Here is a 25,592-nt window from a genome sequence, read left to right as displayed (position 1 = left end):
TGCTGACAATGCCTTTCCGGAACACTTTTGAGACCATCTTACTTTTATTCTATGAGTGAATTCGTCTCCCCATTTTTCTCCATTGTAATTCCAACGTACAACAGGGCCACATTCATTGGTGCAACCCTCGACTCTGTACTAGCCCAAACTTATGAAGCTTTGGAAATACTGGTAGTGGACGACGGTAGCCAAGACAATACGGCCGAGGTGGTGGCTCAATACGCTGATCCGCGGCTGTGCTATTATCCCAAAGAAAACGCCGAGCGAGGGGTAGCACGCAATTACGGGTTTGTTCGTGCGAAAGGGCAATACGTACTGTTTCTCGATTCCGATGACTTGTTTCATGCCGGGCATCTGGCCACGCTACACCGCAAGATTGAGGAGTTGGAACACCCGAATTTCATCGCTACCAAGTACGACTTTGACCGCAACGGTATACGAGCCCCCAGCGACACCGCTGCCCTAGCCGAGGGCTGGTACGGGTTGGATACCTTCGTGCGCGGCAATGCCTTGGCTTGCAACATCTGCGTACGGCGTCTGAATCCGGGCTTGCACCTATTCGAGGAAGACCGCCGCTACGCGGCGGTGGAAGACTGGATGTTCATCCTCGAAAACATGCAGCACGACCGGGTGTATCTAATCGATGCCGTGACGCTTACCATGAACGACCACGACGCCCGTTCCATGCGGTCGGATAATGCGGCTCTGGTGCGGCGCCTCCAGCTGGCCCTAGAGTGGATGCGGCGGCGCGTGGTGCTCACCCCGCCTCAGCGCCGAACGCTCACGGGACGGGTATACTACCTCTGTGCCATCCACGCCTACGCCGCGGGCCACCGCGCCGAATCGTTGCGCTACGCTAGTCATGCCGTGCCGCATTTGCCGCCACGCCAAGCTGCCGTATTGTTGGTGCGGTGCGCCGTGGGCCCAGCAGCCGTGGGTTGGCTGAAAATGCAACGGGCCTAAAGCCGTTGCGGAACCTACCGTTCGCCCTCACCAATTACTTCTTACACCCGCTATGTTAATGCTACTATGCGCATATTGTTTTTAAGCTATTGGGGGCTGCATGATGGCCTGACGACTTCCACCGTTTTTCCGCACTTGCGGCTCCTGCAGGAGCGCGCCGATGTGGCGGCCGTGCGCCTCGTCACCATCGAGCGCGGCCCTGATGCCCAAGGCGCGCTAGCCTTCAGCCCGGGTTTTGCAGCCGATAAAATCACCTTCGAACCCCTGCGCTCTCGGCTCAGCCGCTACGTTATCCTCAACAAGATTGAGGATTTTACCCGGTTCCCGCGAGAGATAATTCGGCAGGCAGAAGAATTCAATCCTGACTTCATCCTCGCGCGGGGTGCTCCTGCCGGCGCGCTGGCTTACCTGGTGTGGCAAAAAACCAGGCTTCCTTTTTATGTCGAGTCGTTCGAGCCGCACGCCGACTATATGCGTGAATCGAGCGTGTGGCGCGCCTACGACCCACGCTACCTGTTCCAGCGCCACTGGGAAAAGCGCCAGAAAAAGTTGGCCCTGGGCCTAATGCCGGTGGCCGAAAACTACCGGCAACAGCTTATCCGCGAGGGGGTGCCGGCCGGCCGCATTATTACGGTTCCGTGCTCGGTCGATGCCGCCGCTTTTGCTTTCGATGCCGCTGCTGGAAAGCGCGTACGCCAGCGCTTGGGCTATACAGCATTGGAAGCAGTGGTGGGCGTCTACGTAGGCAAATTTGGCGACATTTACTACGACGAAGAATCATTTGCTTTGTTCCGCGCAGCGGCTAACCATTTCGGGTCCAATTTTCGGCTCATTGTCTTGACCCCCAATGCTGAAGCCGACGTGCGCCGCAAGCTGTCTAACGTGGGCCTGGGTCCTGACTGTGCCTTTGTAACCAAGGCTCCGCACGCCGAAGTACCGGATTATTTATCGGCAGCAGATTTTGCATTTTCGCCCATCCGGCCCGCGCCCTGTCGGCTTTATTGCTCGGCCATTAAAATCGGCGAATATTGGGCCAGTGGTCTACCTGTGCTGGTAACACCCGGCGTGGGCGACGATTCAGCTATTGTAGAAGCGGAAAACGGCGGCGCCGTGTTTGACTTGAGCAAACCTGGTAGTGTGCCAGCCGCTCTGGCCCGCCTCGACGCCCTGATGCACCAGCCCAACTACCGTGCCCGCATCCACGAGCTGGCCGTGCGCTACCGCAGCCTCAACCGTGCCCGCGAGGCCTATGCCACCTTGCTTCCGTTAGGGGCAAAGGTTCGTAGCGCCAGTTTAATGTAATTTAGCCGCGTTCCGGCGGCAGTGCCTTCTTTTTGTTGCGTGGTGTTAATGCCTAGTCCGCTTTTTTCCATTATAAGTCCGGTATACCAAGCCGAGGATTTGGTGAAAATTCTGGTGCGGCGCATCCAGGCCAGCGTGGGTACACTCACCGAGAATTATGAGATTATTCTAGTCGATGACCGCAGTCCTGATGGGGCATGGGCGCGCATTCAGGCTGAGGCTGCGCGCGACCCGCGGGTGTACGGACTGCGCCTGAGCCGCAACTTTGGCCAGCACCGCGCCATTACGGCCGGCCTTGACCAGTGCCGGGGCGAATGGGTGGTGGTGCTCGACTGCGACCTGCAAGACCGGCCAGAGGAGATTCCAGCCTTGTTTGCCGAAACGCAACGCGGGTACGACCTGGTTTTGGCCCTGCGCGCTGACCGACAGGACTCATGGCGCAAAAAACTGCTGTCGCGGCTGTTCTATCGCCTGCTGTCCTACCTCACCGAAGCGCGACAAGACCCGGCAGTGGCAAATTTCGGCATCTACCACCGCAAAGTTATTGAGGCCGTGCTGGCCATGCGCGAGAGCGTCCGCTACTTTCCCACCATGGTGCGCTGGGTGGGCTTTCGCACTGGCTACCTAACGGTGCTACACGCTGGTCGCGTCGCGGGCCGCAGCAGCTACGGGCTCAGCCAGCGCCTACAGCTGGGCCTTGATATTTTGCTGGCGTATTCCGACAAACCCTTGCGTCTGACTGTGAAAATGGGCTTATTGCTCTCAACTGGTGCCTTTCTGCTGGTGCCCATCACCTTGGTGCGCTATTGGGCCGGCCAGATTGACCAGCCCGGCTATACCAGTCTGATTATTTCCATCTGGTTTTTTTCGGGCCTGCTGCTGTCGGTGCTGGGCATGGTGGGGCTTTACATCGGCAAAACATTTGAGCAAGTGAAAAACCGTCCGCTTTATATTGTGGATGCGAATACAGATAGTCACGGGTTGCCCCAGCCGGAATGACACGCCTGGGATGGGAGCTGGCTTGACTTTCCGGTGGCCCAGTTCGTGGCCAGAACGTACCTTTGCGGTACCCATGAGCGTCCCGATTCCTTTTAATAAACCCTACTTTTCCGGCAACGAAACCCGTTATATCGAACAAGCGGTGCGCTCGGGCAAAATTTCCGGCGATGGACAATTTACGCAGCGGGCGCAAACGTATTTCGAGCGGGATTGGGGCTTTGGCAAGGCGCTGCTGACTACCTCGTGTACCGATGCGCTGGAAATGGCGGCCCTATTGCTCAATATTGGACCCGGCGACGAGGTCATAGTTCCGGCGTACACATTCGTGAGCACGGCCAACGCTTTTATCTTGCGGGGTGCGAAAATAGTATTCGCCGACAGCTCCGCCACCAACCCTAATTTGGATGCCGCCAGTCTGGCCGCGCTGGTAACGCCGCGCACCCGTGCCATCGTGCCAGTGCATTATGCCGGCATTGCCTGCGACATGGCCACCATCCTGGCCACGGCCGAATACCATGGCCTTGCAGTAGTTGAAGACGCCGCGCACGCCATTGATAGCTTCTTCAATGGTCAGCGGCTGGGCACACTGGGTACGCTGGCGGCCTTTTCATTTCATGAAACCAAGAATATTATTGCGGGTGAAGGCGGTATGTTGGCTATCAATGATTTGAGTTTTGCAAGTAGGTCTGAAATTATTCGGGAGAAGGGTACCACACGGTCAGCTTTCTTTAGGGGCGAAGCAACTGAATATAACTGGGTAGATGTAGGCTCGTCGTTTTTACCATCAGAACTCACTGCGGCTTATCTCTGGGCTCAAATCGAAAACCTGGCCGACATTCAGCAGCAGCGTACGGCCCTTTGGATGCGCTATTACGCAGCCTTAGAATCGTTGCAGACTCTGGGCGTAGGTCTGCCCGTGCTGCCGGCATACGCTACAAACAACGGCCACCTGTTCTACCTGGTGTGCCGCAGTCGCACAGAGCGCGATGCGCTGATTGCATACTTGGGCGCGCGCCAAATTCTGGCCGTGTTCCACTACCTGGCTCTGCACACCAGCCCATATTACGCAACTCGGCACGACGGCCGAGCCCTGCCCTGGGCCGACCACTACGCCGACTGCCTCCTACGCTTGCCCTTGTTCTATGAACTGAGCGAGACTGCCCAGCGTCGCGTCACCGAAGCGGTGCTGGGCTTTTACCAGACCTATACCTATTAATAGCTACCTGTGCGCATTTTATTTCTCGTTCCTTACCCAGCCGGTCGGGCGCCATCGCAGCGTTTTCGTTTCGAGCAATACCTCGACGAGCTAACGGCCCACGGCTTTCATTACCACTTGGCGCCTTTTCTGTCGGTGGCCACATGGGATATTCTCTACAAGCCCGGCCGGGCGGCGGCCAAAGCAGTGGGTATTCTAAGCGGATTTATGCGGAGGTTGAAGTTATTATTTACAGTGCCATCCTACGATTTTGTGTTTGTGCACCGCGAAGCTGCGCCTATTGGCCCACCCGTATTTGAGTGGCTCATTGCAAACGTGTTGCGAAAGAAGATTATTTATGACTTCGATGACGCCATATGGCTTGCAAATACTTCCGAAGCCAACAAGATTGCCGCAGGCGTAAAGTGGCACCATAAAGTGGCTGACATTTGCCGCTGGGCTTACAAGAATAGCTGCGGCAATGCTTACTTGGCCGAGTATGCTCAGCAGTATAGTTCCAGCACTGTGATTAATCCAACAACCATCGATACTGTGCGCCTACACAATCGGGTGCGAGATCAAGCCGCCCCGGGGCGCTTGGTCATTGGCTGGACTGGCACGCATTCCACCCTCAAGTACCTCGACCAAGTTGTGCCGGTGCTGTCCAAGCTGGAAGCCGAGGGACTGGACTTTGAATTTAGGGTTATCTCGAATCAGCCTCCAAAGCTGCCTTTACGCTCCCTTGTGTACTTGCCTTGGCGCAAAGACACTGAAATTGCCGACCTGCTAGGTTTTCATGTGGGCTTGATGCCATTGGAGGACGACCTTTGGGCAAAAGGCAAGTGTGCCTTTAAAGCGTTGCAATACATGGCATTAGGCATTCCGGCGCTGGTGTCACCAGTGGGGATGAACTCCGAGGTGGTAGAGCACGGACACAACGGCTTCGTGTGTGCTATGCCTATTCACTGGGAGTCTAGCTTAAGGCAACTGTTGGCTGATACAGGCTTGCGTCAGCAATTTGGTCAGATGGCGCGTTCCACCATCGAGCAACGCTATTCGGTGCAAAGCAATACCCGCAATTTCCTCTCGCTATTCTCTTAGAGCGTGTTGGGGAATTAGTTGGGGTGTAGCCTATTGAGGCACATGGTTGAGTTGGCAATCAGCAACCCGGTTTCGTGGCTGGCGGGCGTGAATTCGTAGTCGATTGCCAGCCGACGGAAGTAGTTGAGCCAGGCGAAGGTGCGCTCCACGACCCAGCGTTTGGCGACCGGCACAAAGCCGCGGGCCGAAGGCGGGCGGCTGCCCAGCTGGTGCGCCCATCCGCAGGCGCGCAGGTGGCGCGCGAAGCGGCCCCGGTAGCCCTTGTCGGTGACCACCGTTTGCAAGCGCCCGCCCCAGCTCAGGCCGGTGGCCAGCAGCGCCTGGGCCTGCGCCCCGTCGTGGCCGTTGGCCGCGTGGACGCGGCAGGCGAAGATGTGGCCCTCCACGTCAGTGACCAGCTGACGTTTACGCCCGTTCACCCGTTTGCCGCCGTCCGTGCCCCGGTGCTCGAAAATGCGCGGCGCCAGCTTGACGCTTTGGCTGTCCACGCACACGAGCGAGGGGGTGGCGGCCCGGTCGGCGGCCAGGCGGTCGGCCCGGTTCACCGCCTCGTTGAGCCGGACCCAGGTCTGGTTTTGCTGCCAGCGCCGAAAATAGTAGTAGACCGCCGTCCAGGCCGGGAAACCGGCCGGCAAACTGCTCCATTGACAACCCGTGCGGCAGATGTAGCGCACGGCGTCAATTACTTGCCGCAGGCACAGGCGGCGTTTGCGTTGCAGGGGCAGCAGCGGGGCCATAACTTGCCACTGCGGGTCAGTAAGGAGTTGATAGCCGTCAACCATAATGCGAAGCGGAGCCTAGGAACTCCCCTCGCAACTTACTGACTCGTTTCTTTTTGCCCTGCTAAAATCCCCAACACGCTCTAAGAAGCTGTTTGAGTTAATTTAGTGGATTGAAAGAAGTTGGAGAAGAGGCCGCACGGAAGCGGTACAGTACGAATTTGCCAGCGCGGGACTGGCAGCAATTGGAGCCGTTGCTGGTGGTTCGCCGCCGAGGCAAGTGGCCGCTGGTAAAGGTGATAAACGCTATTTTGTACGTACTCAAAAACGGGTGTGTGTGGCGGGATTTGCCAGGGGATTTACCGCCCTGGGGCACGGTGTACTGGTATTTTGCCAAGTGGGAAGCGATGGCACCTGGCAACGGGTCAGCACGTGTCTGAACGTGAGCAGCCGGGAACGGGCCGAAAAAAGCCTGCCCCACGGCCGTCATCCTCGACACGCAAAGCGTGAAGAACGCGGCCACGGCCACGGGGCAGACCGTGGGCTTCGACGCCGGCAAGCTCATCAAGGGCCGCAAGCGCTTGGTGCTGACCGATGCGCTGGGCCACGTGCTGGCCAGCCGCGTGTGGCCCGGCCGCCATTGCGTTCTGGGACGAGGTGGCCGCTACCCACGACTAGTTGGGCCAGGTGCAGGTCGTTTTCGTCGATAGCTCGTTTAACGGCGTGCTTCGGGCGCATCTAGCCGGCCGCTACGGCATTCGCGTCGAGAAACCGGCGCACGTGCTGGTAAAAAAAAACGAACTTCTTCATTCATGCTTGGCGCTGGATTGTCGAACGAACGTTTGCCTGGCTGAGCGCGAATCGTAGATTGTCAAAGGAATACGACCGCCGCTTACACCACGCCAATGGCTGGATTTGCTTAGCCAACATCAGGCGAGTGCTTAAATTCTGCTAACTCAAACAGCTTCTTAAACCTCGTGCTAAGCAAAACAGATCGATCACCCTCTGATGCTATACCAACTGAGGCCGATGGGGCTGGGACATTGTTTGGCGGCCCTTTTGAATGGGCTGTGCAGCCATGCTTTCTAGAATGTATAAACCCGCAAGATAAAACGGTATCATAGGGATTTTATATCGCACTAAGGTGCCAAAATTGGCACTAGTTATTCCTACTGAAGCCGCAAATACCAGCGCAAAAACGAAGCATAGTAATAGAACAGGTGTCTGACTAATGATGCTTAAAGTACGTCCGATACCCGTTCGCCAAAAAATACGAAGTGTAAAAAACAGAAAGAAACCAGCCTCAAGAGACGATAAAAACATGACTGGGTTATGTGCTTCCCACAGGAACGGTCGGTAAAGCGAAGTTGCAATGGCTTGGGGCGCAAGTTTGACCATGCTGCCAATGCTGCCATCGAGTTCACCGAGGTAGTAGCCGGATCCCTCTTGCTTGACACTCTGTTCGTACAAGTAGTCAGCCGTGATTTTGCTGCGTTCGCCGATTTTATCCACATCATACTTATCGTCCCCTTTTGTAAGGTTTGTGGCAGCATAAAAAGCCAATCCAGCACCTAGTGTCAGGAACAAGGGCTTGGCAACTAGACGTAATGCTTGGTTTTTAATGCGGGCATTGGTTTCGTTGAACACCCACAGCAGCGCCGCGGGCAGGAAGCATAACAGAATGTATACCTTAACGTTGAACAGTGTATAGGCAGCAAACCCACCAATCAGTGCGCAATACACGATAGCCCGTCTTTGAATAGCCCCCTTATATAGCGCATAATAAAGCCAACCTAATGCGCCTATACAAAGCGAATCCTTCAACAAGCCAGAGCCCCAAAAAAATAGCGAAGGCACGTAGAATACGGCCCAAGCCAACTGTTTGTAAATTTGAGGCCTAATTTTGGCAAAGGTCATGTACATGGCCCACATCCCACTAAAACTAATGCTAGCAAATAATAGGGCGATGACCGTGTAGTTATTAAAACAAAAGAGCCCTAAAAAAGCAGCTACTCTAGAAAGCAAAAATTCTGATGAACCGGCTTGGTGCCAGAACATTTGTCCCACGTATTGAGCAGTTGTTTGGTCATTGTCGCCACCGTTATCTATTAGCAATTTCCAACCTGTGGAAAAGGATTGGTCGAAAGCCGAATGGATGACCTTTGTGTGATAAAAATAGTTAAACGTATCGCCTCCACCGTAATAAAACTGATAAATCAGACCAAGTCCTACTGCGCCCACGAACTTAAGCGTAAGGGCAGGAAAAAAGAAAGGCTTCGTGAAGTAGTTAGTTACAGATGGCCGTACCATATAAGCAACCAGATACAATGCCATCAAATAGATGGGGGCAAGAAATAAATCAGAGACTTCCATAGTTTAAGGAAAACTTATGCCTTCGAGTTCTTCTTCAACCAAGCTTTGGCTTCCTTGTACTGCTCCGATTTACGCTCGGCCTTATCAACTACTATCGCATAGTAGCGTTTCGCAGCGGCTGGGTCTCTTTCTTTGACAGCTAGGCGGGCCAAGTTCATGTTTGAGAACAAGTAGAAGCCACCCGAAGTGTCACCAGTGCTTTCTGCGAACACGATGCATCGCTGGTAGTAGTCTTTAGCTTTAGCAATGTCTCGGTAGCGATTTTGCATCAAGTAGCCCAGGAAGTAACTGGCGTAGCGCCCGCTGATCCCCTCGTAGCCAGGCATACCCTTATTTATTTTATCAAGGATTTCGCGGCTCACACGCTCACAATCGGAGAACTCACCTTGGTCGTAGGCAAGGAGGGCGTAGAAGCGTTGAAAGTATCCGTTGTCGGGAAAGGTGGTGGCTAGGCTTCGTGCAACAGGTAATGCTTCTTCAGCGTTGTTTTCCTCGTTTTTGAGGATACGCATTAGGTAAACACGTGCTTCTGTGCCGGTGTAAAAGCCATTGGCAGCTACGCTGCGCAATTGTTGCATACCCAGTCTCTTGTCGCCTTTAGGGAAGAACAGGAGCACGGGTTTCAGTAGTGGGTAGTTTTCGCCAATCCACACCGCGTAGTAATTGAATAAGGCCTGGCCAAACTGAAACTCTGGGCTCAGGCCATTGGCTTCCTGGCTCTTCTTTAGATAATTTAATGAGCGACGGGAATTTACTGTGGCCTTACGCCAGTCGTGGCGCTCGCCGTGCAAACGGGCGCTAAAACCGTAGGAAGCAGAAAGAAAGAAGCTCGCTTCGTAATTATTGTTATCAGCATCAAAGAGCTTCTGGCCTTTAGTAGCAGCAGTATCCATGTAGGCAAAGAAGGCCTTGTCATACTGCGTCGACTGGAAGGTCGTGGGCATGATTTTCCACCACGTGTTCAGCCCCAGCAGAAAATACGGCATGGGGTGATTAGGGTAGCGACGGCGCAACGAACGGAATTGTTTTTCCGCCCGGTCATACTTGAAATTGTAGATATTCTGGACGGCACCGTCCAGCTCAAGTTGGATATCCTTGTCCAGAAGCAGCCAACCTTTGGTATCGATGGCCGACGGCAATATCCCAACGGTGTCGAGCGCCACCGTTTTCATGGCAGGAGGGGTGCGCATTGTATCGGGCCTCTGGGCGTGGCCTAGCAGCGGCACATATAGCAGCCCCAAGCAGATACAAAAAAGCGAACGCAGCATAGGTAGAATTTCGATAGCAGACCCGAACCGCACGCCAGCCAAAATTTGGGCGGCGTAAACGGGCCTGCTAAAGTACGGACTTTGGCCTAGCTTTGGGAGTAATCCGCTTTGCTTATGCAACTCTTGCACTCCCTTTGTCGTGTTCCGGCACCTGCCGGCAACGAGGCAGCCATGACGCGTTTCGTACTCGACTACGTGCGGCAAACACAGGCTGCCTGGCAACACCAACCCATTATCATTGCCGACGACCGGTTTCAGGACTGTATCCTGCTGGTATTTGGCCAGCCGCGCACGGCCGTGTTTGCCCACCTTGATAGTATTGGTTTCACGGTACGCTACGGCCGACAATTGGTGCGCATTGGCGGGCCCCAAGCCGAAGCTGGCTACCGTTTGGTGGGGCACGACTCGCAAGGGGAAATAGATTGCACACTGACCATAGACGAGCAAACGGGTGAATTGGGCTACGCGTTCCACCGCGATATTGACCGTGGTACGGAACTTACTTTCTACTGCGATTTTCGTGAAACCGAAACCACTGTTCAAAGCTGCTATCTTGATAACCGCTTGGGTGTCTGGAATGCCCTGCGGCTATGTGAGACACTTGAACATGGCATCGTGGCTTTTTCTTGCTGGGAAGAACACGGCGGGGGCTCGGTGGCCTACTTGGCTAAGTTCATCTACGAGAATTACGGGGTGCGCCAGGCACTCATTTCCGATATTACGTGGGTGACGGAAGGCGTGCATGTCGGCCAGGGGTGCGCCATTTCGCTGCGCGACTCGCTTATTCCCCGTCGGGCTTATGTTGACCGCATCCGTGCTATTGCTGCCCGTTCTGGTGTCCCGCACCAATTGGAGGTAGAAGGCAGCGGTGGTTCCGATGCGAAGGAACTGCAGCACGCCGCCGCCCCCTGGGACTGGTGCTTTGTGGGCGCACCCGAAGACCATGTGCATTCGCCCGACGAACTAGTCGACAAGCGCGACATTGCCAGTATGCTAGCGCTTTACCAAGTTTTGATGCAGGAATTGTAAGGCTCTGCGTATACCTTTGCCACCCTTCCTGCCCAGTTTAATTCTTTCTCCATTTCACCCATTTTCGCCCTTTATGACCCCATACCTTTACGCTGTGCCCGCCTTGGGCATTTTTGCGCTGCTGTACACTTGGCTCCGTGCGGGCTGGGTGGCCAAGCAAGACGCTGGCGATGCGCGCATGACCACCATCGCTGGCTACATTGCCGATGGGGCCATTGCCTTTCTGAAAGCGGAATACAAAGTGCTGGCCCTGTTTGGGTTGATTGCCGGGGCATTCCTGTTTTATCTAGGTACTACCAGCGGCAACTCTAGTCCCGTCATCGTTATTGCTTTCCTTATTGGGGGCGTATTCTCGGCCTTGGCGGGCTTCATTGGGATGAAAATTGCCACCAAGGCCAACGTGCGGACCGCGCAGGCGGCTAAGACGAGCCTGAGCACCGCGCTGAACGTGTCGTTCTCCGGCGGTTCGGTGATGGGCATGGGCGTGGCCGGTCTGGCCGTGCTGGGATTGGGCTCCTTGTTTATTGTGTTTTACAAGATGTTTGTGCCCAGCGGCTTGGCCAACGGTCAGGAAATGGAAAAGGCGTTGGAGGTGCTCACGGGCTTCTCGCTGGGCGCCGAAAGCATCGCGCTGTTTGCCCGCGTGGGGGGCGGCATCTACACCAAAGCAGCCGACGTGGGCGCTGACCTAGTGGGCAAGGTAGAAGCCGGCATTCCGGAGGACGACCCGCGCAACCCGGCCACTATCGCCGATAACGTGGGCGACAACGTGGGCGACGTAGCCGGTATGGGCGCCGACTTGTTTGGCTCTTATGTGGCTACTATCCTGGCTACCATGGTGCTGGGCCGCGAAATGGCGACGCAAGGGGCTGACCGTATGATTGATAACTTCGGTGGCCTCTCGCCAATTTTCCTGCCGATGGCGATTGCGGGCATGGGCATCATTGCCTCGCTCATCGGTATCCTTTGCGTGCGAGTAAAGGAGGGTGGCAACGTACAAAGCGCCCTCAATACCGGAAACTATATCTCCGTTATCGTTTCGGCGGTGGCTTCCTACTTTTTGATTATGTGGATTCTGCCCCAGGGTAGTTTCACCATCCGCGGCATCAGCTTCGATGCTATGCACGTTTTCTATGCCGTGTTGGTCGGCTTGGTGGTGGGCACCTTGATGAGCATTATTACGGAGTACTACACCGCCATGGGCAAGCGCCCCGTGAATAGCATTGTGCAGCAAAGCAGCACGGGCCACGCAACCACCGTTATCGGCGGGTTAGCTGTCGGCATGGAGAGCACGGTGCTACCCATTTTGGTGCTGGCCGCGGGCATTGTGCTGAGCTACGAAGCGGCGGGGCTCTACGGGGTAGCTATTGCTGCTGCCGGCATGATGGCCACTACGGCCATGCAGCTGGCGATTGATGCCTTTGGTCCGATTGCCGACAACGCCGGTGGTATCGCCGAAATGTGCGAGCTGCCCAAGGAGGTGCGTGAGCGTACCGACATTCTCGATGCGGTGGGCAACACGACTGCCGCCACGGGCAAGGGCTTTGCTATTGCTTCGGCAGCGCTTACTTCGCTGGCGTTGTTCGCAGCCTTTATGGGCACGGCCAATATCACGTCCATTGACATCAGCAAGGCTCCTATTTTGGCTGGCGTGTTCATTGGGGCAATGATTCCGTTCATTTTCTCGTCCCTGGCCATTGCGGCGGTGGGGCGTGCGGCTATGGCCATGGTGCAGGAAGTGCGCCGCCAGTTCCGCGAGATTCCGGGCATCATGGAAGGCACGGGCCGGCCGGAGTACGAGAAGTGCGTCGCCATCAGCACGCAGGCGGCCATTCGGGAGATGATTTTGCCGGGTGCCATTGCGCTGCTCACTCCTATAATCGTGGGCTTCGGATGCCGGGGCCTGTTTTCGAATGCTTCTTCGGCCGAGGTGCTGGGTGGGCTGCTGGCCGGCGTGACGGTGAGCGGCGTGCTGATGGCCATGTTCCAGAGCAACGCCGGTGGCGCCTGGGATAACGCCAAGAAGTCTTTCGAAAAAGGGGTGTTGGTGAACGGCGTGATGCAGTACAAAGGTTCGGACGCGCACAAAGCCTCCGTGACCGGTGATACCGTGGGCGACCCGTTTAAGGATACTTCCGGCCCGAGCATGAACATCCTCATCAAGCTGATGAGCATTGTGTCCCTGGTTATTGCTCCTCACATTGCTGAGAAAGGCGGCGAGCGGGGCATGGCCCCCATCAAGCTCGAAGGGGAGCGCATCGAAACCGCCGTCCTGCCGCACGTGCGGTATGCTGAGACTTTGGCTCCGGCTGCGGTTCGAGTGATTTATACCGCTCTGCGCGAGGTACGATAAACGAGACAGTGCCAGCTCCATTTTTTGAGTTGAGCCAGTTCTGATGACCCAATAAAAAGGCTGCTCCCCGGAGTGGCCTTTTTATTGGGCCATTTCGTGCTCAGGCGCGTTGGCTAGCACTGGTTGCATGGATGAGTTGCGGCTCGTTTACTTCGTAAAAATGAAGGCAAAGAGGTTGACTACTGCTTTCTATAGGCCAACAGTGCGCTGCATGCAATCCGTGAAAATTGGGCTGGCTAAGCGAATCCGTGGTTCAGACAGTAGCTTTGTGGCTCATTCTTTTCGCGCCGCATGGGTCACTCCCACATCACCATCCACAACAAAGCTTTTCGGCCGTACTTGTCGGCCTCCCGTTTGGATGAGGCCGTAGCTGGCCTGGCCGCTCGCCTCAGTGCCGATTATGTCGGGCGCCAGCCTTTGTTTGTGGTCGTGCTCACGGGGGCCTTCATGTTCGCCTCCGACCTACTCAAGCGCATTACCGAGCCCTGCGAAATCGTCTTTATCCGCGTGGCCTCGTACGAGGGCACAGGCAGCAGCGGTGTGGTGCAGGAAATCCTCGGCTTGCGTGAAGACGTACAAGGACGCCACATCATCCTGGTTGAGGATATCGTGGACACGGGTACCACCATCCACCACTTGCTGCCCAGTTTGTTGAGCAAAAGCCCGGCTTCGGTCGAGGTAGCCACCTTGTTTTTCAAGCCGGCCAGCCTGCGCCACCCGCTCGAGCTGCGCTACGTGGCCCTGGAAATCCCCAACGACTTCGTGGTGGGCTATGGCCTTGACTACGATGGCCTCGGGCGCAATCTGCCCGATGTGTATGTGGCTGTGTAACGGTTGCTTTGTTACCGATTGATTAACTTGCCTGAGTCTTCCCACCTCCCTCACTGCCTTCTTTCCTCCTTCTTTCATGTTGAATATCGTGCTGTTCGGCCCGCCCGGTGCCGGTAAAGGAACCCAGAGTCAAAAGCTCATTGCCCAATACAACCTCGTGCACCTGAGCACCGGCGACTTGCTGCGGGCCCAGATAGCCCAGGGCACTGAACTTGGGCTGACCGCCAAAAAACTGATGGACGAAGGCCTGCTGGTGCCCGATGAAGTGGTCATCGGCATGATAGACCACGCCCTGCAGGCGAACAAGCAAACCGCCGGCGGCTTCATCTTCGACGGCTTTCCGCGCACCGTGCCCCAGGCCGAGCGGCTCGACCAACTGCTGGCCCAGCACAACAGCGGCATTAACTGCATGATTGCCCTGGAGGTAGCCGAGGAGGAACTGGTGACGCGCCTGCTGGAGCGCGGCAAAACCAGCGGCCGCCCCGACGACCAGGACGAAAGCAAAATCCGCCGCCGCGTAACGGTGTACAACACCGAAACTGCCCAGGTAGCCGGCTACTACGCTGCCCAAAACAAATTCCACGCCCTCAACGGCATCGGTCCCATTGATACCATCTTCAGCCAGATTTGTGCGATAATCGACCAACACAAAGCGCCTACCGCCGAGAGCCCCGCTCAGGCCACGCGCGAAGTGAAGGCGTAAGCACGTTTGTTACCAATTTCTAGTTGTCATCCTGAGCGGAGCGAAGGACCTTGCCTCGGCGGTACGATTTGGCATTCAGCGCAAATCGTTCGGCTGGCAACAGGCCCCTTCCTCTGCTCAGGATGACTGTTTTTTTACTTTAATACCTCCCGCTTCGTGGCTTCCAATAACTTTATCGATTACGTTAAACTCATCTGCCGGTCGGGCAAAGGCGGGGCGGGCTCGCACCACTTTTTCCGGGCTAAGGGCCTGCCCAACGGCGGCCCCGACGGGGGCGACGGCGGCCGCGGCGGCCATATTATCCTCGAAGGCAACTCGCAGCTGTGGACGCTGCTGCACCTGCAGTACCAAAAGCACGTCTTTGCCAAAGACGGCGAGGGCGGCGGCGAAAACCTTCGCAGCGGCGCGCAGGGCGAAGACATCGTGCTGCAAGTGCCCCTGGGCACCGTAGCGCGCGACCCTGATGGTACCCACCTGCTGGAAATCACGGAGCATGGCCAGCGGCTTGTGCTCGTGCCCGGTGGACGCGGCGGCTGGGGCAACGACCATTTCAAGAACTCCATCAACCAGGCGCCTACCTACGCCCAGCCGGGAGAGCCGGCCATTGAGGCCATCATCATTCTGGAGCTGAAGCTGCTGGCCGATGTGGGCCTGGTGGGCTTCCCAAACGCGGGCAAGAGCACGCTGCTCTCGGTGGTATCGGCGGCCAAGCCCAAGATTGCCGACTATGCCTTCACTACACTGGTGCCCAACCTGGGCGTGGTGGCTTACCGCGACTATAAATCATTCGTGATGGCCGACATTCCCGGCATAATCGAGGGGGCAGCGGAAGGGAAGGGGCTGGGCACGCGCTTCCTGCGCCACATCGAGCGCAACTCCATGCTGCTCTTTATGATAAGCTGCGACAGCCCGGATATTGCGGCTGAGTACCAGGTGTTGGTAAACGAGCTCGAGCAGTTCAACCCCGAACTGCTGGACAAGAAACGCCTGCTGGCCGTCACGAAGTCCGACATGATTGACGAGGAGCTTGAAGCGGAAATCCGCCAGACCCTCCCGACCGATATTCCTTCCATCTTCATCTCCAGCCTCACCAACAAGAACATTGTGCAGCTGAAGGACCTGATTTGGGAGGCCTTGCAGCAGACCCGTCGCGACGCGGCACCCGTGCGCCAGAGCTACCTCGAGGAAGACAGTGAAGCATAAGCTCCTGCATAGTGCCCAAGTAGCTATCTGCTTGAGCTCCGCGTAGCTGGTGAGTATGGGGATGTCGCTCGTGAAGGAAGCGCCCTGTGCCACATTGGCAGCCAAGCACCCTTTGGCAAGTTCCTTGTGCCCGCAACGTGACTAACCGGCTAACCCCGTGAAAAACCCTTTCCGACGAATATTCCCCAAAATGGCTGACGAAAACAACCTGCCCCAGGACGACAACCTGACCGTTGACCCCACTCATGCAGCTGGCGAAATGGCCGATGCCGATGGCGAAACCACTGGCGATGCCACCGCTACGGCTGCGCCACACGCCACAGAGACCCGCACGGATGCCGAGCTCGCGGACCTGAAAGACAAGTACCTGCGCCTGGCGGCCGAGTTTGAGAACTACAAGCGCCGCACCACCAAGGAGCGGATTGAGCTGTTCAAGACCGCCAGCCAGGAGCTGATGACGGCCTTGCTGCCGGTGCTCGATGACTTCGAGCGGGCCCGCAACGCCACGCAAGATACCACCGACGCCAACGCCGTTCGCGAAAGCCTCGACATTATTCAGAACAAACTGAACAAAACCCTGCAGCAAAAGGGTTTGACCGCCATGGACGCGAAAGGCGGCGACTTTGATGCCGAATTGCACGAGGCCATTACCCAGATTCCGGCGCCCAGCGAAGAGCTGCGCGGCAAAATCGTGGATGTGGTAGAACAGGGCTATTATTTGGGCGACAAGGTAATCCGCCACGCCAAGGTTGTGTTGGGGCAGTAAGTATCTTTGTAGAGATAGGCTCCCGATAATTATTAAAAGAAGATGGCTACCAAGCGCGATTATTACGAAATACTAGGCATTGCCAAAAACGCGGCGGGCGACGAAATCAAGTCGGCTTACCGCAAGATGGCCATCAAGTACCACCCCGATAAAAACCCCGACGACCCCACGGCCGAGGACAAGTTTAAGGAAGCCGCCGAGGCCTACGAAGTGCTGAGCGACGGCGACAAGCGTGCCCGCTACGACCGTTTTGGCCATCAGGGCATGGGCGGCAACAGCCACGCGCCCAACATGGAGGACATCTTCTCGCAGTTTGGCGATATTTTCGGCGGTGGCGGGGGCTTCGAGGGCTTCTTTGGCGGGCGCCAGGGCGGCGGCCGGCGCCAGCGCAAGGGCTCGAACCTGCGCATCAAGCTGAAGCTCGACCTGGAGGAAATCGCCAACGGCGTCGAGAAGAAAATCAAGGTGAAGCGCTACGTGGCATGCCAGCCCTGCAGTGGCACTGGTGCCAAAAACGGCACGGAGCTGAAAACCTGCCAGACCTGCCAGGGCTCGGGCCAGACCAAGCGCGTGGTGAACACCATGCTCGGCCAGATGGTGAGCAGCAGCACGTGCCCCACCTGCAATGGCGAAGGCAAAACCGTGACCGCTACCTGCGACGTGTGCAAAGGCGAAGGCCGGCAGCTGCACGAGGAAGTAATTCCCATCAACATTCCGGCGGGTGTGGCCAACGACATGCAGCTGAGCATGAGCGGCAAAGGCAACTTCCCCGAGCGCGGCGGCGTGCCCGGCGACCTGCTTATTCAGATAGAGGAAGAGCCGCACGAGTTCCTGAAGCGCGACGGCAACAACATCATGTACGAGCAGTACATCTCCTTCGTGGACGCTGCTCTGGGGGCTAACCTCGAGGTGCCGACCATTGAAGGCAAAGTAAAAATCAAAGTTGAGCCGGGCACGCAGCCGGGCAAAATCCTGCGCCTGCGTGGCAAAGGCATCAAGGACCTGAACGGCTACGGCCGCGGCGACCAGCTCATTCACCTGAACGTGTGGACGCCCAAGCACGTGAGCAGCCAGGAGCGCGAGATTCTGGAGAAACTGCGCGACTCGGACAACTTCGTGCCGCACCCCGGCAAGAACGAGAAAGGCTTCTTTGAGAAAGTGAAGGAGTACTTTGCCTAAGCACCGCTTTAGGCGGCTTGCCTAAATGGACTGTTTGTTTGATAAAAGCCCCGTCTGGCCTTTGGCCGGGCGGGGCTTTTGCGTTTGTCCAGGCTGTTTTTTTGGCACAGCGGCCGCCACATGAGCAGGATGTTATTTTGCCAAATAAGTTGGGCTGAAAATAATTATTGAGTTGGTGTAATGCGTCGCCTGCTGGCGGCGATTAACTTCCCGAAACCACCACATCGCATGCCTCCCACTGCGCCATCTGCCGATTTTGTTGCTGTGCTGCAGGAGTACCAGCCGTTGGTGCGGCGCGTGGCCAGGCTGTATTGCCAGGATGCCGACGACCGGCAGGACTTGTTTCAGGAGATTGTGCTGCAGCTCTGGCGGGCGTGGCCGCGTTACGTGCCCCACCCGGGCACCAAGCTCAGCACCTGGCTTTACCGCATTGCCCTGAACGTGGCCATTTCCAACCTGCGCCAGCGCACCCGGCGGCCGGCGCCGGGTGCGCTGGACGATGAGGCCCTGGCCGTAGCCCAAGCCCCCGACAATGGGCCCGATGCCGAAGACCAGGCCGCCCTTTACCAAGCCATCAACCGTTTGTCGGAGGTCGATAAGGCCTTCATTCTGCTTTACCTCGAAGACCGGCCCTACGATGAAATGGCCGACATTCTGGGCATCACCCAAAACAATGTGCGCGTGAAAATGCACCGCGTGCAGGAAAAGCTCCGCTCATTTTTACTCCACGCCGCCTAATGGAACTCGACGACCTCCGCCGCAAGTGGCAGCAGCCCGACCCGGCCCATAGCCCGCCCGTGAGCCCAGCCCAATTGGATGGCCTGCTGGCCCAGCAATCGGACAACCTGGTGGAAAAAATGCGGCGCAGTGCCCGCCGGGAGCTTTTCTTCACCAGCTGCTTTACCGTGCTGGCTGCCGTGGTGTTCTACCGCTACCGGCAGCCCATTGTGCACTTGCAGGTCTATTTGTTCGGGCCGTTGCTGGCCGTTCTGTACTACTACTTTTACCGCAAGCTGAAGATATTGAAGGCAATGGGCGGAGCGGAGGGGCACGTGCGGGGCCATTTGCAGCGCTTGTGCTCGGGCTTGCGCAATTTGCTGCGCTTCTACTACCGCCTCACCATGGGCACCATCCCGGTCGCGGCCCTGCTGTGTTTGGTCATTATCATCAACATGGAAGTAGCCCGACCCGGCCCGTTTCGGATGAAGGCCATACTGGCGATTGGGGGCTTCATTCTGTACTGCCTTGGGGTGGGGTGGGCGATGGCAAAGGCCACGCCTAAGTACCTGCAAAAGCTTTATGGCCGGCATCTAGACCATCTCGAAGCAAACTTGCGCGAGTTGGGCGACGAACACACCGGTTGATATTCGGCTCATTCTCCTACTTTTAACCCACTAACTAACTCTTTTTTCTGTGAAACCTATTCTTGAAGCCATCGACGTGCGAAAGGCTTACGCCAACCACATTGCCCTCGACGGGGTGAGCCTCTCCATTCCGGAGGGCACTATCTTCGGCCTGCTCGGGCCCAACGGCGCCGGCAAAACTTCGCTCATCCGCATCATCACCCAGATTACGGGGGCCGACGAGGGCGAAATCCGCTTCCGGGGCGAGCGGCTCAACCCGAGCCACATTGCCCAGATTGGCTACCTGCCCGAGGAGCGCGGCCTTTATAAAAAGATGAAAGTGGGAGAGCAACTGCTCTACTTGGCGCAGCTGCGCGGCCTGAGCCGGGCCGATGCCACCCATCGCATCAAGCAGTGGCTCAGTCGCTTCGAGATAAAAGAATGGGCCTCGAAAAACGTGGAAGACCTGAGCAAGGGCATGCAGCAGAAGGTGCAGTTCATTGCTACGGTGCTGCACCAGCCCAGCCTGATAATCCTCGACGAGCCGTTCTCCGGCTTCGACCCTATCAACGCCAACCTGATTAAGGACGAAATTCTGGAGCTGCGCAAGCAGGGCGCCACCATCATTTTCTCGACCCACCGCATGGAATCGGTGGAGGAAATGTGCGACAACATCGCCCTCATTAACCGCTCGCGTAAAGTGCTGGACGGTCCCATTGGCGTGATTCGCGACCAGTTCAAGACCAATACCTACGAGGTAGAGGGCAAGGGCAAGCTGATAGTGGTGCATCCCGATTTTGAGGTGGTAGAACAGAAGGAGCGCAAAAACGGGCATTTCTACGCCCGGGTGCAACTGCACGCTGGCGTGCGCCCCAACGACTTACTGCGCTACCTCATCGGAGCGGTGGAGGTAGAGGCCTTCCGGGAAAAAATCCCGAGCATCAACGAGATTTTTATCCGGCGCGTGCGCGAAACCATGCCCGAAACCCTGGTGGAAGATCCCGCCTAAAAACGCTTGTCATGCTGACGAAGCAGGCATCTTATCACGGCTGCTTTCGTCAGAAATCCGACTTTACCCGACTGGTGCGAACGTGATAAGATGATTCGCGCTGCTCAGCATGACACCACCATTCATTATGGCCTCCAAATTTTTACTCGTTGCCCAACGCGAATACCTTACGCGCGTTCGCAAAAAAGCTTTTATTATCCTCACCCTGGCTGTGCCGCTGCTGCTGGCCGGCTTCGGGGTGTTCATTGCCAAACTCGCGCAGTCGGACGATAGCACCGACGTGGTGGAAGTGCGCGACGACAGCGGCCTCAACCTCGCCGCTCGTCTTGTGAGCACCCCCCAGCTGCGCTTTGTGCCCGCCACCGGCACGCTGGCCGAGGCCAAGAAGGGCTTCGTGAAAGCCAAGCACGAAGGCTTGCTGTACCTGCCCGCGGGCCTCGACGTGGAAAAGCCCACCGACGTGCAGTTTTTCGGCAAAGGCAACATCAGCCTGAAGCGGCAGCTGGCCGTGGAAAACGCCCTGAACAAGGCGTTCTCGGAATTGAAAATGCAGAAGTCGGGCCTCTCGCAGGAGCAGCTCGACCGCCTGCGCTCGAAAGTGAACCTGAAAGCCACCAGCCTCGACGACACCGGCAAAGAAGCCGACAGCAACGCCCTGGCCACCTCGGGCACGGCCTACGTGCTGGCGCTGGCCATTTACCTGTTTATTTTCATCTACGGCGTGCAGATTATGCGCGGGGTAGGGGAGGAAAAGTCGAGCCGTATTATGGAAGTGATGCTGTCGTCGGTGAAGCCGTTTGACCTGATGATGGGCAAGATTGTGGGCATTGCGGCCGTTGGCCTGACGCAGTTTCTGCTGTGGGGCCTGCTGTCGGTGGGCGCCTCCACGGTGCTTGTGCCGCTGCTCACGGGCGCCGATAAGGACAAGCCCAAAACGGAAGTAGCCGCTACGACCACCACCGCACCGGGCACCGCGGCTGCGGCCTCTGCCGATGGCGAGCCCCAAACCGCCGCCGGCCGCTTCGACCGCGGCATGAGCCAGCAAAACGCGCAAATGAACCCCAGCAAGCGCTTCGACATCTTCAGCACGCTGGGCAATCTGCCCATCGGCACTATCCTTTTCGGCTTCATCGTCTACTTCCTCGGCGGCTATCTGCTGTACGGGGCGCTGTTCGGGGCCGTGGGCGCCGCTGTTGACGACCAGACCGATACCCAGCAGTTCATGTTTCCGATTACCATGCCGCTCATTCTGAGCTACATCGTGGGCCTGTCGGTGATTTTGCGCAACCCCGACGGCCCGGTAGCTTTCTGGATGTCGATGATTCCCTTTACCTCTCCCATCGCCATGGTAATACGCCTGCCGTTTGGCGTGCCGATGTGGCAACTGGCTTTGTCCATCTTCCTGCTCATTCTGGGCTTCATCGGCACGGTGTGGGTGGCGGCGCGCATCTACCGTGTGGGCGTGCTCATGTACGGCAAGAAGGTGACCTACCGCGAACTGGGCAAATGGATGTTCTATAAGGGGTAAGCGTCGCGCTTCGAACTTTGAACGTCGTGCGGGGCTTGTGGAAGCAGCTCAACTTCGGGAGTAATTCATTACTTGCGCGGTAGAGTCGCTTCCACAAGCTCCGCACGACGTTCTTTTTATAATGACAGCTCCCGCAAACCGCCTAATCGTTGTTCTCTGCCTGGCCCTAACCAGCTTCGCCTTCACCGGCGACCGGCCGGCCTACCGCCTCTTCACCGCCGCGGGCCAAGCTGCTGACTACGACCAAATGCTTGGTGAGCTGGCTCAGGCTGATGTGGTGCTTTTTGGCGAGCAACACAACGATGTAATTGCCCACTGGCTGGAGCTGCAGGTAGCCAAGGACCTGCTACGCCTGAAAAAGCCCGGCCAGGTAGTGCTGGGAATGGAGATGTTTGAGCGCGATGTGCAGCCCTTGGTGGCCCGATACGCCACCGGCTCCCTCGCCGATACTGCTTTTGAGCACCAGGCCCGCCCGTGGCCCAACTACGCCACCGACTATCGCCCGCTGCTGCAGTTCGCTCGCGACAACAAAATCCCCGTCGTGGGCACCAATGCGCCGCGTCCTTTTGCTCAGGCCGTCGCGCGCGGCAGCCTCAAAGCCCTCGACAAGCTGCCGGCCGTGGACCGCGCCCTACTGGCCCCGCTGCCCCTGAAGGTGAATTACGACCTGCCCGGCTATAAAAACATGGCCGCCATGTTCGGCGGCGATAGCAAAACTCACGGGGGCGGGGCCCAAAACATCATCCAGGCCCAGGCCCTGAAAGATGCCACCATGGCCCACTTTATCCAAGCCAGCCGCCAGGAAGGCCAAACCCTGCTCCACCTCAACGGCAGCTACCACTCCGACCACCACGATGGCATTGTGGCCTACTTGAGCCAGTACGCTCCCAAACTGCGCGTCAAAACCCTCAGCGTCGTGACGCAGGAGCAACTGCAGCAGCTGGACAAAGAGCAGGTGAATGTGGCCGATTACGTCGTGGTGGTACCGGCCGATATGAGTAAGTCTTACTGAGACGCCGTAGGCTTGGCGAAATGATTCAACCCGCCTCCTGCTTTTCTGGTATGAGAAGGCGAACGGTTGTCCTTAAATTCTAATCCATTTTGCTTCGCATGATTTCTACTCAAAATTACCACGCCTTGCCCGACGCCGCTGCTTTAAAGCGCCTCTGTAAGTCGCTGGCCGTGCTCGATGCCATCAACTCCCCGGAGCTCGAGTACCGCTACTACACCTACAACCGGGAGTGGGCCGAAGGGGAGGAAGTATTGGAAATGAGCGACGGCGAAGGCGACCAGATGCTGATTTTATTCCGCGAGGAAGGTTGCGTTATCAACGGCTACTTACCGGAGTACGACCAGCCCAACAAAGCCCAGGTGACCCGTGGCTTACCCGATTATTTTGAGGAGTTCATCTTTGGTGAGCCCGTCAATTCCATCGGAACCACCTTCTGCCTCTGGTATACCCCGGAGCACGGGTGGCAAACCGGCGTAGTGGAAACCGAAGAAGATGGCTCGGAGGAGTTGCTTTTTATATTGGATAGCCAGCCCGAAACCTATGCGGAGTGGGCTAATGAGTACTTCATTGAAGATACCGGCCGAAAGCCCAACGCTGCCGATGCCGTAGCCAAAATCTATCGAGGTGAAGCGCTTACCAAATCGATAGTGTCGGCCCTCAATGACGAGCAGGAAGACTGGTCGCTGCTGGAAGCAGATTTGCAGGCTATTGGCTACCCCTATAATTTCAGTTCAGTTAACGGAGCAAGAGTTTAGCTTCTTGGTAGGCTATTTCGCTCTTAGAGCGTGTTTGGGATTTAGTTGGGGCATATCCGATTGAGGCACCTGGTTGAATTCGCAATGAGCAGCCACGCTTGATGGCTGGCGGGAGTGAATTCGTAATCGACCGCCAAGCGCCGAAAACAGGCGAGCCAGGCGAAGGTGTGTTCGACGACCCACCGCTTGGCCACGGGCACAAAGCCGCGCACACTCGGCGGCCGGCTGGCCAGTTCGTGGCGCAGGCCCAGCGCCTGCAGGTGAGCGGCAAAGCCGCCGCGGTAGCCGTTGTCGGTGAGCACGGTGACCAGGCGCTGGCCCCAGACGGGGCGCTTGGGCAGCAGGCCCAGCGCGGCGGCCGTGCCGTCGTGGCCGTTGGCCGCGTGCACGTAACAGGCGAAAATGCGGCCCTCCACGTCGGTGATTATCTGCCGTTTGCGGCCGTTGACGTGCTTGCCCCCGTCGGTGCCCCGATGCTCAAAAATGCGGAGCGCCAACTGGACGCTTTGGCTGTCCACGCACACGAGTGAAGGCGTTGCGGCCCGGTCGGCCGCCAAGCGGTCGGCCCGGTTCAGCGCTTCATTGAGGCGGGCCCACACGACGGGATGCCAGCGCCGGAAATAGTAGTACACGGCCGTCCACGCCGGGAAACCGGCCGGCAGGGCGCGCCACTGGCAGTCCGTGCGGCAGACGTAGCGCACGGCGTCGAGCACCTGTCGCAAGCACAGGCGCCGGTTGCCGTGCACGGGCAGCAGCGGCTGCATAACTTGCCACTGCGAGTCAGTAAGGGGTTGATAGCCGTCAACCATTTTGTAGCCGGAGCCTTGGAACTCCTGCTGCAGCTTACTGACTTTTTTTTATTTAGCCTGCTTTATAATCCCAAACACCCTCTTAGCGTGAAATGAGAGAGCCGCGTATGTTACGGCCTTCTTGCTTTTTTATTAGTGCCGCCTGCTCCAGACAAGCCGATATAACTAGACTACTTCACTAATGGTGGGGCAGCATAATAGGAATGGAGATAAATATACCATGACTCTAATTGGCAAGAGCAAAAAGAAGATTCGCTAATTCAATTTGTAATTTGCGCCTTCAACTCACATATTTTATATAATTCCAGCTACGACTGCCACTCATTACCATATGTCTAATAGCGACACAGAAAAAACTGCTCTATTTCTGCAAGTAGGCGACCAGCTTCATCAACAAGGATTTATAATCGCCAAGGAAGATCCAACTCGGCCGTGGGGTGGCTTTTTTGTCATTGACGAAGAACAGGCTCAGCTGTTCGCTGATATGTACTTCAACGGCTTGCTCATAGACCAACTGCGCATATCGGGCAAGCTTAGCCCCAAGGTGTTGCTCGTGGCACCTCTCCAGCGGCTTTCCTGGCAGTACCACCACCGTCGCGCCGAAATCTGGCAAGTGGTACAGGGGCCAGTCGGCGTAGCCACCAGCCTCACCGACGAACAAGGGGAAGTGAAAAGCTACCAGGTAGGCGAGCGCATCATTTTGCAGCAGGGTGAGCGGCACCGGCTGGTGGGGCTGAAGGAGTGGGGCATTCTCGCCGAAATCTGGCAGCACACCGATGCCAATAACCCATCGGACGAAGACGATATCGTGCGCGTCCAGGACGATTTTGGGCGCTAAGCTCAAGGATTCTATTGTAATGTAAACCACTGTTGATAAAAAAAGCCCGGTCCTGCCGGGCTTTTTTGTGCGCTCATAAAAGTGGCGGCAATTGGCAACCCCATCATTTCTATTCGCTGGGCTTCGCCTTTTTCATGGCTTCGGAAAGCGACTGCTGAAGCTTGGCGTTGGAATCAGCAGGGGTTTCCTCGGTGATTTTGTATGCTTTTTGAAGGCGCTCCCATTCTTCAATCGGGATGAAAACGCCGGTTATTTTGCCTTTGTCGTCGGAGAGATATTTGATGTCCATGGCTGCTTTGGGATTATGGGAAAAA

26 protein-coding genes and 1 pseudogene are annotated in these 25,592 nt (G+C 56.9%); 22 read left to right on the top strand and 5 right to left on the bottom strand.

Features of this window, described 5'->3' with window-relative positions; translation table 11 throughout:
- The first annotated feature begins 51 nt into the window (after positions 1-51).
- The 5 genes from AUC43_RS19695 (at position 52) to AUC43_RS19675 (ending at position 5,560) form a co-directional block, all read left to right on the top strand.
- A complete protein-coding gene (locus tag AUC43_RS19695) occupies positions 52-963 on the top strand; it encodes a glycosyltransferase family 2 protein (RefSeq protein WP_068197820.1) in 912 nt (303 codons plus the stop codon).
- Positions 964-1,029: 66 nt separating this feature from the next.
- Positions 1,030-2,265, top strand: coding sequence for a glycosyltransferase (locus AUC43_RS19690; protein ID WP_068197818.1), 1,236 nt, complete (start codon positions 1,030-1,032; stop codon positions 2,263-2,265).
- A gap of 48 nt (positions 2,266-2,313) precedes the next feature.
- On the top strand, positions 2,314-3,264 hold the full coding sequence (locus tag AUC43_RS19685) for a glycosyltransferase family 2 protein (RefSeq protein ID WP_068197816.1): 951 nt from the start codon (positions 2,314-2,316) through the stop codon (positions 3,262-3,264).
- A 73-nt stretch (positions 3,265-3,337) separates the two neighbouring features.
- Positions 3,338-4,480 carry a dTDP-4-amino-4,6-dideoxygalactose transaminase gene (gene rffA / locus AUC43_RS19680; RefSeq protein ID WP_068197813.1) on the top strand — a complete coding sequence of 381 codons (1,143 nt, stop codon included), beginning with the start codon at positions 3,338-3,340 and terminating at the stop codon, positions 4,478-4,480.
- Positions 4,481-4,489: 9 nt separating this feature from the next.
- Positions 4,490-5,560, top strand: coding sequence for a glycosyltransferase family 4 protein (locus AUC43_RS19675; RefSeq protein ID WP_068197809.1), 1,071 nt, complete (start codon positions 4,490-4,492; stop codon positions 5,558-5,560).
- 14 nt (positions 5,561-5,574) lie between these two features.
- On the opposite strand, the gene AUC43_RS19670 is transcribed toward AUC43_RS19675, so the two are convergent.
- The gene (locus tag AUC43_RS19670) at positions 5,575-6,342 is read right to left on the bottom strand and encodes an IS5 family transposase (protein WP_071885990.1); all 768 of its coding nucleotides are present in this window, start codon (positions 6,340-6,342) and stop codon (positions 5,575-5,577) included.
- Positions 6,343-6,452: 110 nt separating this feature from the next.
- Here AUC43_RS19670 and AUC43_RS21980 point away from each other — a divergent pair, with 110 nt between their 5' ends.
- From AUC43_RS21980 to AUC43_RS21955, 3 genes and pseudogenes are all read left to right on the top strand, one after another.
- The gene (locus AUC43_RS21980) at positions 6,453-6,719 is read left to right on the top strand and encodes a transposase (protein ID WP_071885989.1); all 267 of its coding nucleotides are present in this window, start codon (positions 6,453-6,455) and stop codon (positions 6,717-6,719) included.
- Positions 6,720-6,785: 66 nt separating this feature from the next.
- Entirely contained in the window at positions 6,786-6,989 is a 204-nt protein-coding gene (locus tag AUC43_RS21975) for a hypothetical protein (protein WP_157781187.1), read from the top strand.
- A gap of 92 nt (positions 6,990-7,081) precedes the next feature.
- Positions 7,082-7,234: pseudogene (locus AUC43_RS21955) on the top strand (transposase); the annotation flags it as partial.
- 56 nt (positions 7,235-7,290) lie between these two features.
- Here AUC43_RS21955 and AUC43_RS19665 read toward each other — a convergent pair.
- A complete protein-coding gene (locus AUC43_RS19665; protein WP_068197805.1) occupies positions 7,291-8,652 on the bottom strand; it encodes a hypothetical protein in 1,362 nt (453 codons plus the stop codon).
- Positions 8,653-8,666: 14 nt separating this feature from the next.
- Complete coding sequence (locus AUC43_RS19660; protein ID WP_233254063.1) at positions 8,667-9,824, bottom strand: tetratricopeptide repeat protein; 1,158 nt, start codon at positions 9,822-9,824, stop codon at positions 8,667-8,669.
- 210 nt (positions 9,825-10,034) lie between these two features.
- Between AUC43_RS19660 and AUC43_RS19655 the strand changes: the two genes are divergently transcribed.
- The 13 genes from AUC43_RS19655 to AUC43_RS19595 all read left to right on the top strand — a co-directional run bounded on the left by AUC43_RS19655 (position 10,035) and on the right by AUC43_RS19595 (position 23,631).
- Positions 10,035-10,949 (top strand): M20/M25/M40 family metallo-hydrolase, encoded by a 915-nt coding sequence (locus tag AUC43_RS19655; RefSeq protein ID WP_068197802.1) that lies wholly within the window; start codon positions 10,035-10,037, stop codon positions 10,947-10,949.
- A gap of 73 nt (positions 10,950-11,022) precedes the next feature.
- The gene (locus AUC43_RS19650) at positions 11,023-13,302 is read left to right on the top strand and encodes a sodium-translocating pyrophosphatase (RefSeq protein WP_082685232.1); all 2,280 of its coding nucleotides are present in this window, start codon (positions 11,023-11,025) and stop codon (positions 13,300-13,302) included.
- A gap of 291 nt (positions 13,303-13,593) precedes the next feature.
- Entirely contained in the window at positions 13,594-14,133 is a 540-nt protein-coding gene (locus AUC43_RS19645) for a phosphoribosyltransferase (RefSeq protein WP_068197799.1), read from the top strand.
- A gap of 76 nt (positions 14,134-14,209) precedes the next feature.
- Positions 14,210-14,836, top strand: a complete 627-nt coding sequence (locus AUC43_RS19640) for an adenylate kinase (RefSeq protein ID WP_068197793.1) — start codon at positions 14,210-14,212, stop codon at positions 14,834-14,836.
- Positions 14,837-14,992: 156 nt separating this feature from the next.
- Positions 14,993-16,039 (top strand): GTPase ObgE, encoded by a 1,047-nt coding sequence (gene obgE / locus AUC43_RS19635; protein ID WP_068197790.1) that lies wholly within the window; start codon positions 14,993-14,995, stop codon positions 16,037-16,039.
- 190 nt (positions 16,040-16,229) lie between these two features.
- Complete coding sequence (locus tag AUC43_RS19630; protein WP_082685231.1) at positions 16,230-16,805, top strand: nucleotide exchange factor GrpE; 576 nt, start codon at positions 16,230-16,232, stop codon at positions 16,803-16,805.
- A gap of 42 nt (positions 16,806-16,847) precedes the next feature.
- The gene (dnaJ, locus tag AUC43_RS19625) at positions 16,848-17,984 is read left to right on the top strand and encodes a molecular chaperone DnaJ (RefSeq protein WP_068197787.1); all 1,137 of its coding nucleotides are present in this window, start codon (positions 16,848-16,850) and stop codon (positions 17,982-17,984) included.
- Positions 17,985-18,212: 228 nt separating this feature from the next.
- Positions 18,213-18,722: an RNA polymerase sigma factor gene (locus AUC43_RS19620; protein ID WP_068197784.1), complete on the top strand. Its 510-nt coding sequence runs from the start codon at positions 18,213-18,215 to the stop codon at positions 18,720-18,722.
- A complete protein-coding gene (locus tag AUC43_RS19615) occupies positions 18,722-19,348 on the top strand; it encodes a hypothetical protein (protein WP_068197782.1) in 627 nt (208 codons plus the stop codon). The genes AUC43_RS19620 and AUC43_RS19615 overlap by 1 nt, the downstream gene beginning before the upstream one ends.
- 49 nt (positions 19,349-19,397) lie before the next feature.
- A complete protein-coding gene (locus AUC43_RS19610) occupies positions 19,398-20,336 on the top strand; it encodes an ABC transporter ATP-binding protein (RefSeq protein ID WP_068197779.1) in 939 nt (312 codons plus the stop codon).
- Between the two features lie 127 nt (positions 20,337-20,463).
- The gene (locus AUC43_RS19605) at positions 20,464-21,864 is read left to right on the top strand and encodes an ABC transporter permease (RefSeq protein ID WP_068197778.1); all 1,401 of its coding nucleotides are present in this window, start codon (positions 20,464-20,466) and stop codon (positions 21,862-21,864) included.
- A gap of 121 nt (positions 21,865-21,985) precedes the next feature.
- Positions 21,986-22,876, top strand: a complete 891-nt coding sequence (locus tag AUC43_RS19600; protein WP_068197773.1) for a ChaN family lipoprotein — start codon at positions 21,986-21,988, stop codon at positions 22,874-22,876.
- A gap of 98 nt (positions 22,877-22,974) precedes the next feature.
- Positions 22,975-23,631, top strand: a complete 657-nt coding sequence (locus AUC43_RS19595) for a hypothetical protein (RefSeq protein ID WP_068197770.1) — start codon at positions 22,975-22,977, stop codon at positions 23,629-23,631.
- Positions 23,632-23,672: 41 nt separating this feature from the next.
- Here the strand turns inward: AUC43_RS19595 and AUC43_RS19590 are convergent, their stop codons facing one another.
- Positions 23,673-24,440, bottom strand: coding sequence for an IS5 family transposase (locus AUC43_RS19590; RefSeq protein WP_071885988.1), 768 nt, complete (start codon positions 24,438-24,440; stop codon positions 23,673-23,675).
- Positions 24,441-24,771: 331 nt separating this feature from the next.
- On the opposite strand from AUC43_RS19590, the gene AUC43_RS19585 reads away from it, so the two are divergent.
- Complete coding sequence (locus tag AUC43_RS19585) at positions 24,772-25,278, top strand: cupin domain-containing protein (protein ID WP_068197765.1); 507 nt, start codon at positions 24,772-24,774, stop codon at positions 25,276-25,278.
- A gap of 109 nt (positions 25,279-25,387) precedes the next feature.
- Here the strand turns inward: AUC43_RS19585 and AUC43_RS19580 are convergent, their stop codons facing one another.
- A complete protein-coding gene (locus tag AUC43_RS19580) occupies positions 25,388-25,567 on the bottom strand; it encodes a hypothetical protein (protein ID WP_068197762.1) in 180 nt (59 codons plus the stop codon).
- Between the last annotated feature and the right edge of the window lie 25 nt (positions 25,568-25,592).

This window comes from Hymenobacter sedentarius (assembly GCF_001507645.1).
Taxonomy (GTDB): domain Bacteria; phylum Bacteroidota; class Bacteroidia; order Cytophagales; family Hymenobacteraceae; genus Hymenobacter; species Hymenobacter sedentarius.
This window is presented reverse-complemented; position numbering and strand designations above follow the sequence as displayed.

Coding starts and splice junctions, on each gene's coding strand:
- AUC43_RS19695 (WP_068197820.1), top strand. CDS start 52: ATGAGTGAATTCGTCTCCCCATTTTTCTCCATTGTAATTCCAACGTAC.
- AUC43_RS19690 (WP_068197818.1), top strand. CDS start 1,030: ATGCGCATATTGTTTTTAAGCTATTGGGGGCTGCATGATGGCCTGACG.
- AUC43_RS19685 (WP_068197816.1), top strand. CDS start 2,314: ATGCCTAGTCCGCTTTTTTCCATTATAAGTCCGGTATACCAAGCCGAG.
- rffA (WP_068197813.1), top strand. CDS start 3,338: ATGAGCGTCCCGATTCCTTTTAATAAACCCTACTTTTCCGGCAACGAA.
- AUC43_RS19670 (WP_071885990.1), bottom strand. CDS start 6,342: ATGGTTGACGGCTATCAACTCCTTACTGACCCGCAGTGGCAAGTTATG.
- AUC43_RS19665 (WP_068197805.1), bottom strand. CDS start 8,652: ATGGAAGTCTCTGATTTATTTCTTGCCCCCATCTATTTGATGGCATTG.
- AUC43_RS19660 (WP_233254063.1), bottom strand. CDS start 9,824: ATGAAAACGGTGGCGCTCGACACCGTTGGGATATTGCCGTCGGCCATC.
- AUC43_RS19655 (WP_068197802.1), top strand. CDS start 10,035: ATGCAACTCTTGCACTCCCTTTGTCGTGTTCCGGCACCTGCCGGCAAC.
- AUC43_RS19650 (WP_082685232.1), top strand. CDS start 11,023: ATGACCCCATACCTTTACGCTGTGCCCGCCTTGGGCATTTTTGCGCTG.
- AUC43_RS19645 (WP_068197799.1), top strand. CDS start 13,594: ATGGGTCACTCCCACATCACCATCCACAACAAAGCTTTTCGGCCGTAC.
- AUC43_RS19640 (WP_068197793.1), top strand. CDS start 14,210: ATGTTGAATATCGTGCTGTTCGGCCCGCCCGGTGCCGGTAAAGGAACC.
- AUC43_RS19630 (WP_082685231.1), top strand. CDS start 16,230: ATGGCTGACGAAAACAACCTGCCCCAGGACGACAACCTGACCGTTGAC.
- dnaJ (WP_068197787.1), top strand. CDS start 16,848: ATGGCTACCAAGCGCGATTATTACGAAATACTAGGCATTGCCAAAAAC.
- AUC43_RS19620 (WP_068197784.1), top strand. CDS start 18,213: ATGCCTCCCACTGCGCCATCTGCCGATTTTGTTGCTGTGCTGCAGGAG.
- AUC43_RS19615 (WP_068197782.1), top strand. CDS start 18,722: ATGGAACTCGACGACCTCCGCCGCAAGTGGCAGCAGCCCGACCCGGCC.
- AUC43_RS19605 (WP_068197778.1), top strand. CDS start 20,464: ATGGCCTCCAAATTTTTACTCGTTGCCCAACGCGAATACCTTACGCGC.
- AUC43_RS19600 (WP_068197773.1), top strand. CDS start 21,986: ATGACAGCTCCCGCAAACCGCCTAATCGTTGTTCTCTGCCTGGCCCTA.
- AUC43_RS19595 (WP_068197770.1), top strand. CDS start 22,975: ATGATTTCTACTCAAAATTACCACGCCTTGCCCGACGCCGCTGCTTTA.
- AUC43_RS19590 (WP_071885988.1), bottom strand. CDS start 24,440: ATGGTTGACGGCTATCAACCCCTTACTGACTCGCAGTGGCAAGTTATG.
- AUC43_RS19585 (WP_068197765.1), top strand. CDS start 24,772: ATGTCTAATAGCGACACAGAAAAAACTGCTCTATTTCTGCAAGTAGGC.
- AUC43_RS19580 (WP_068197762.1), bottom strand. CDS start 25,567: ATGGACATCAAATATCTCTCCGACGACAAAGGCAAAATAACCGGCGTT.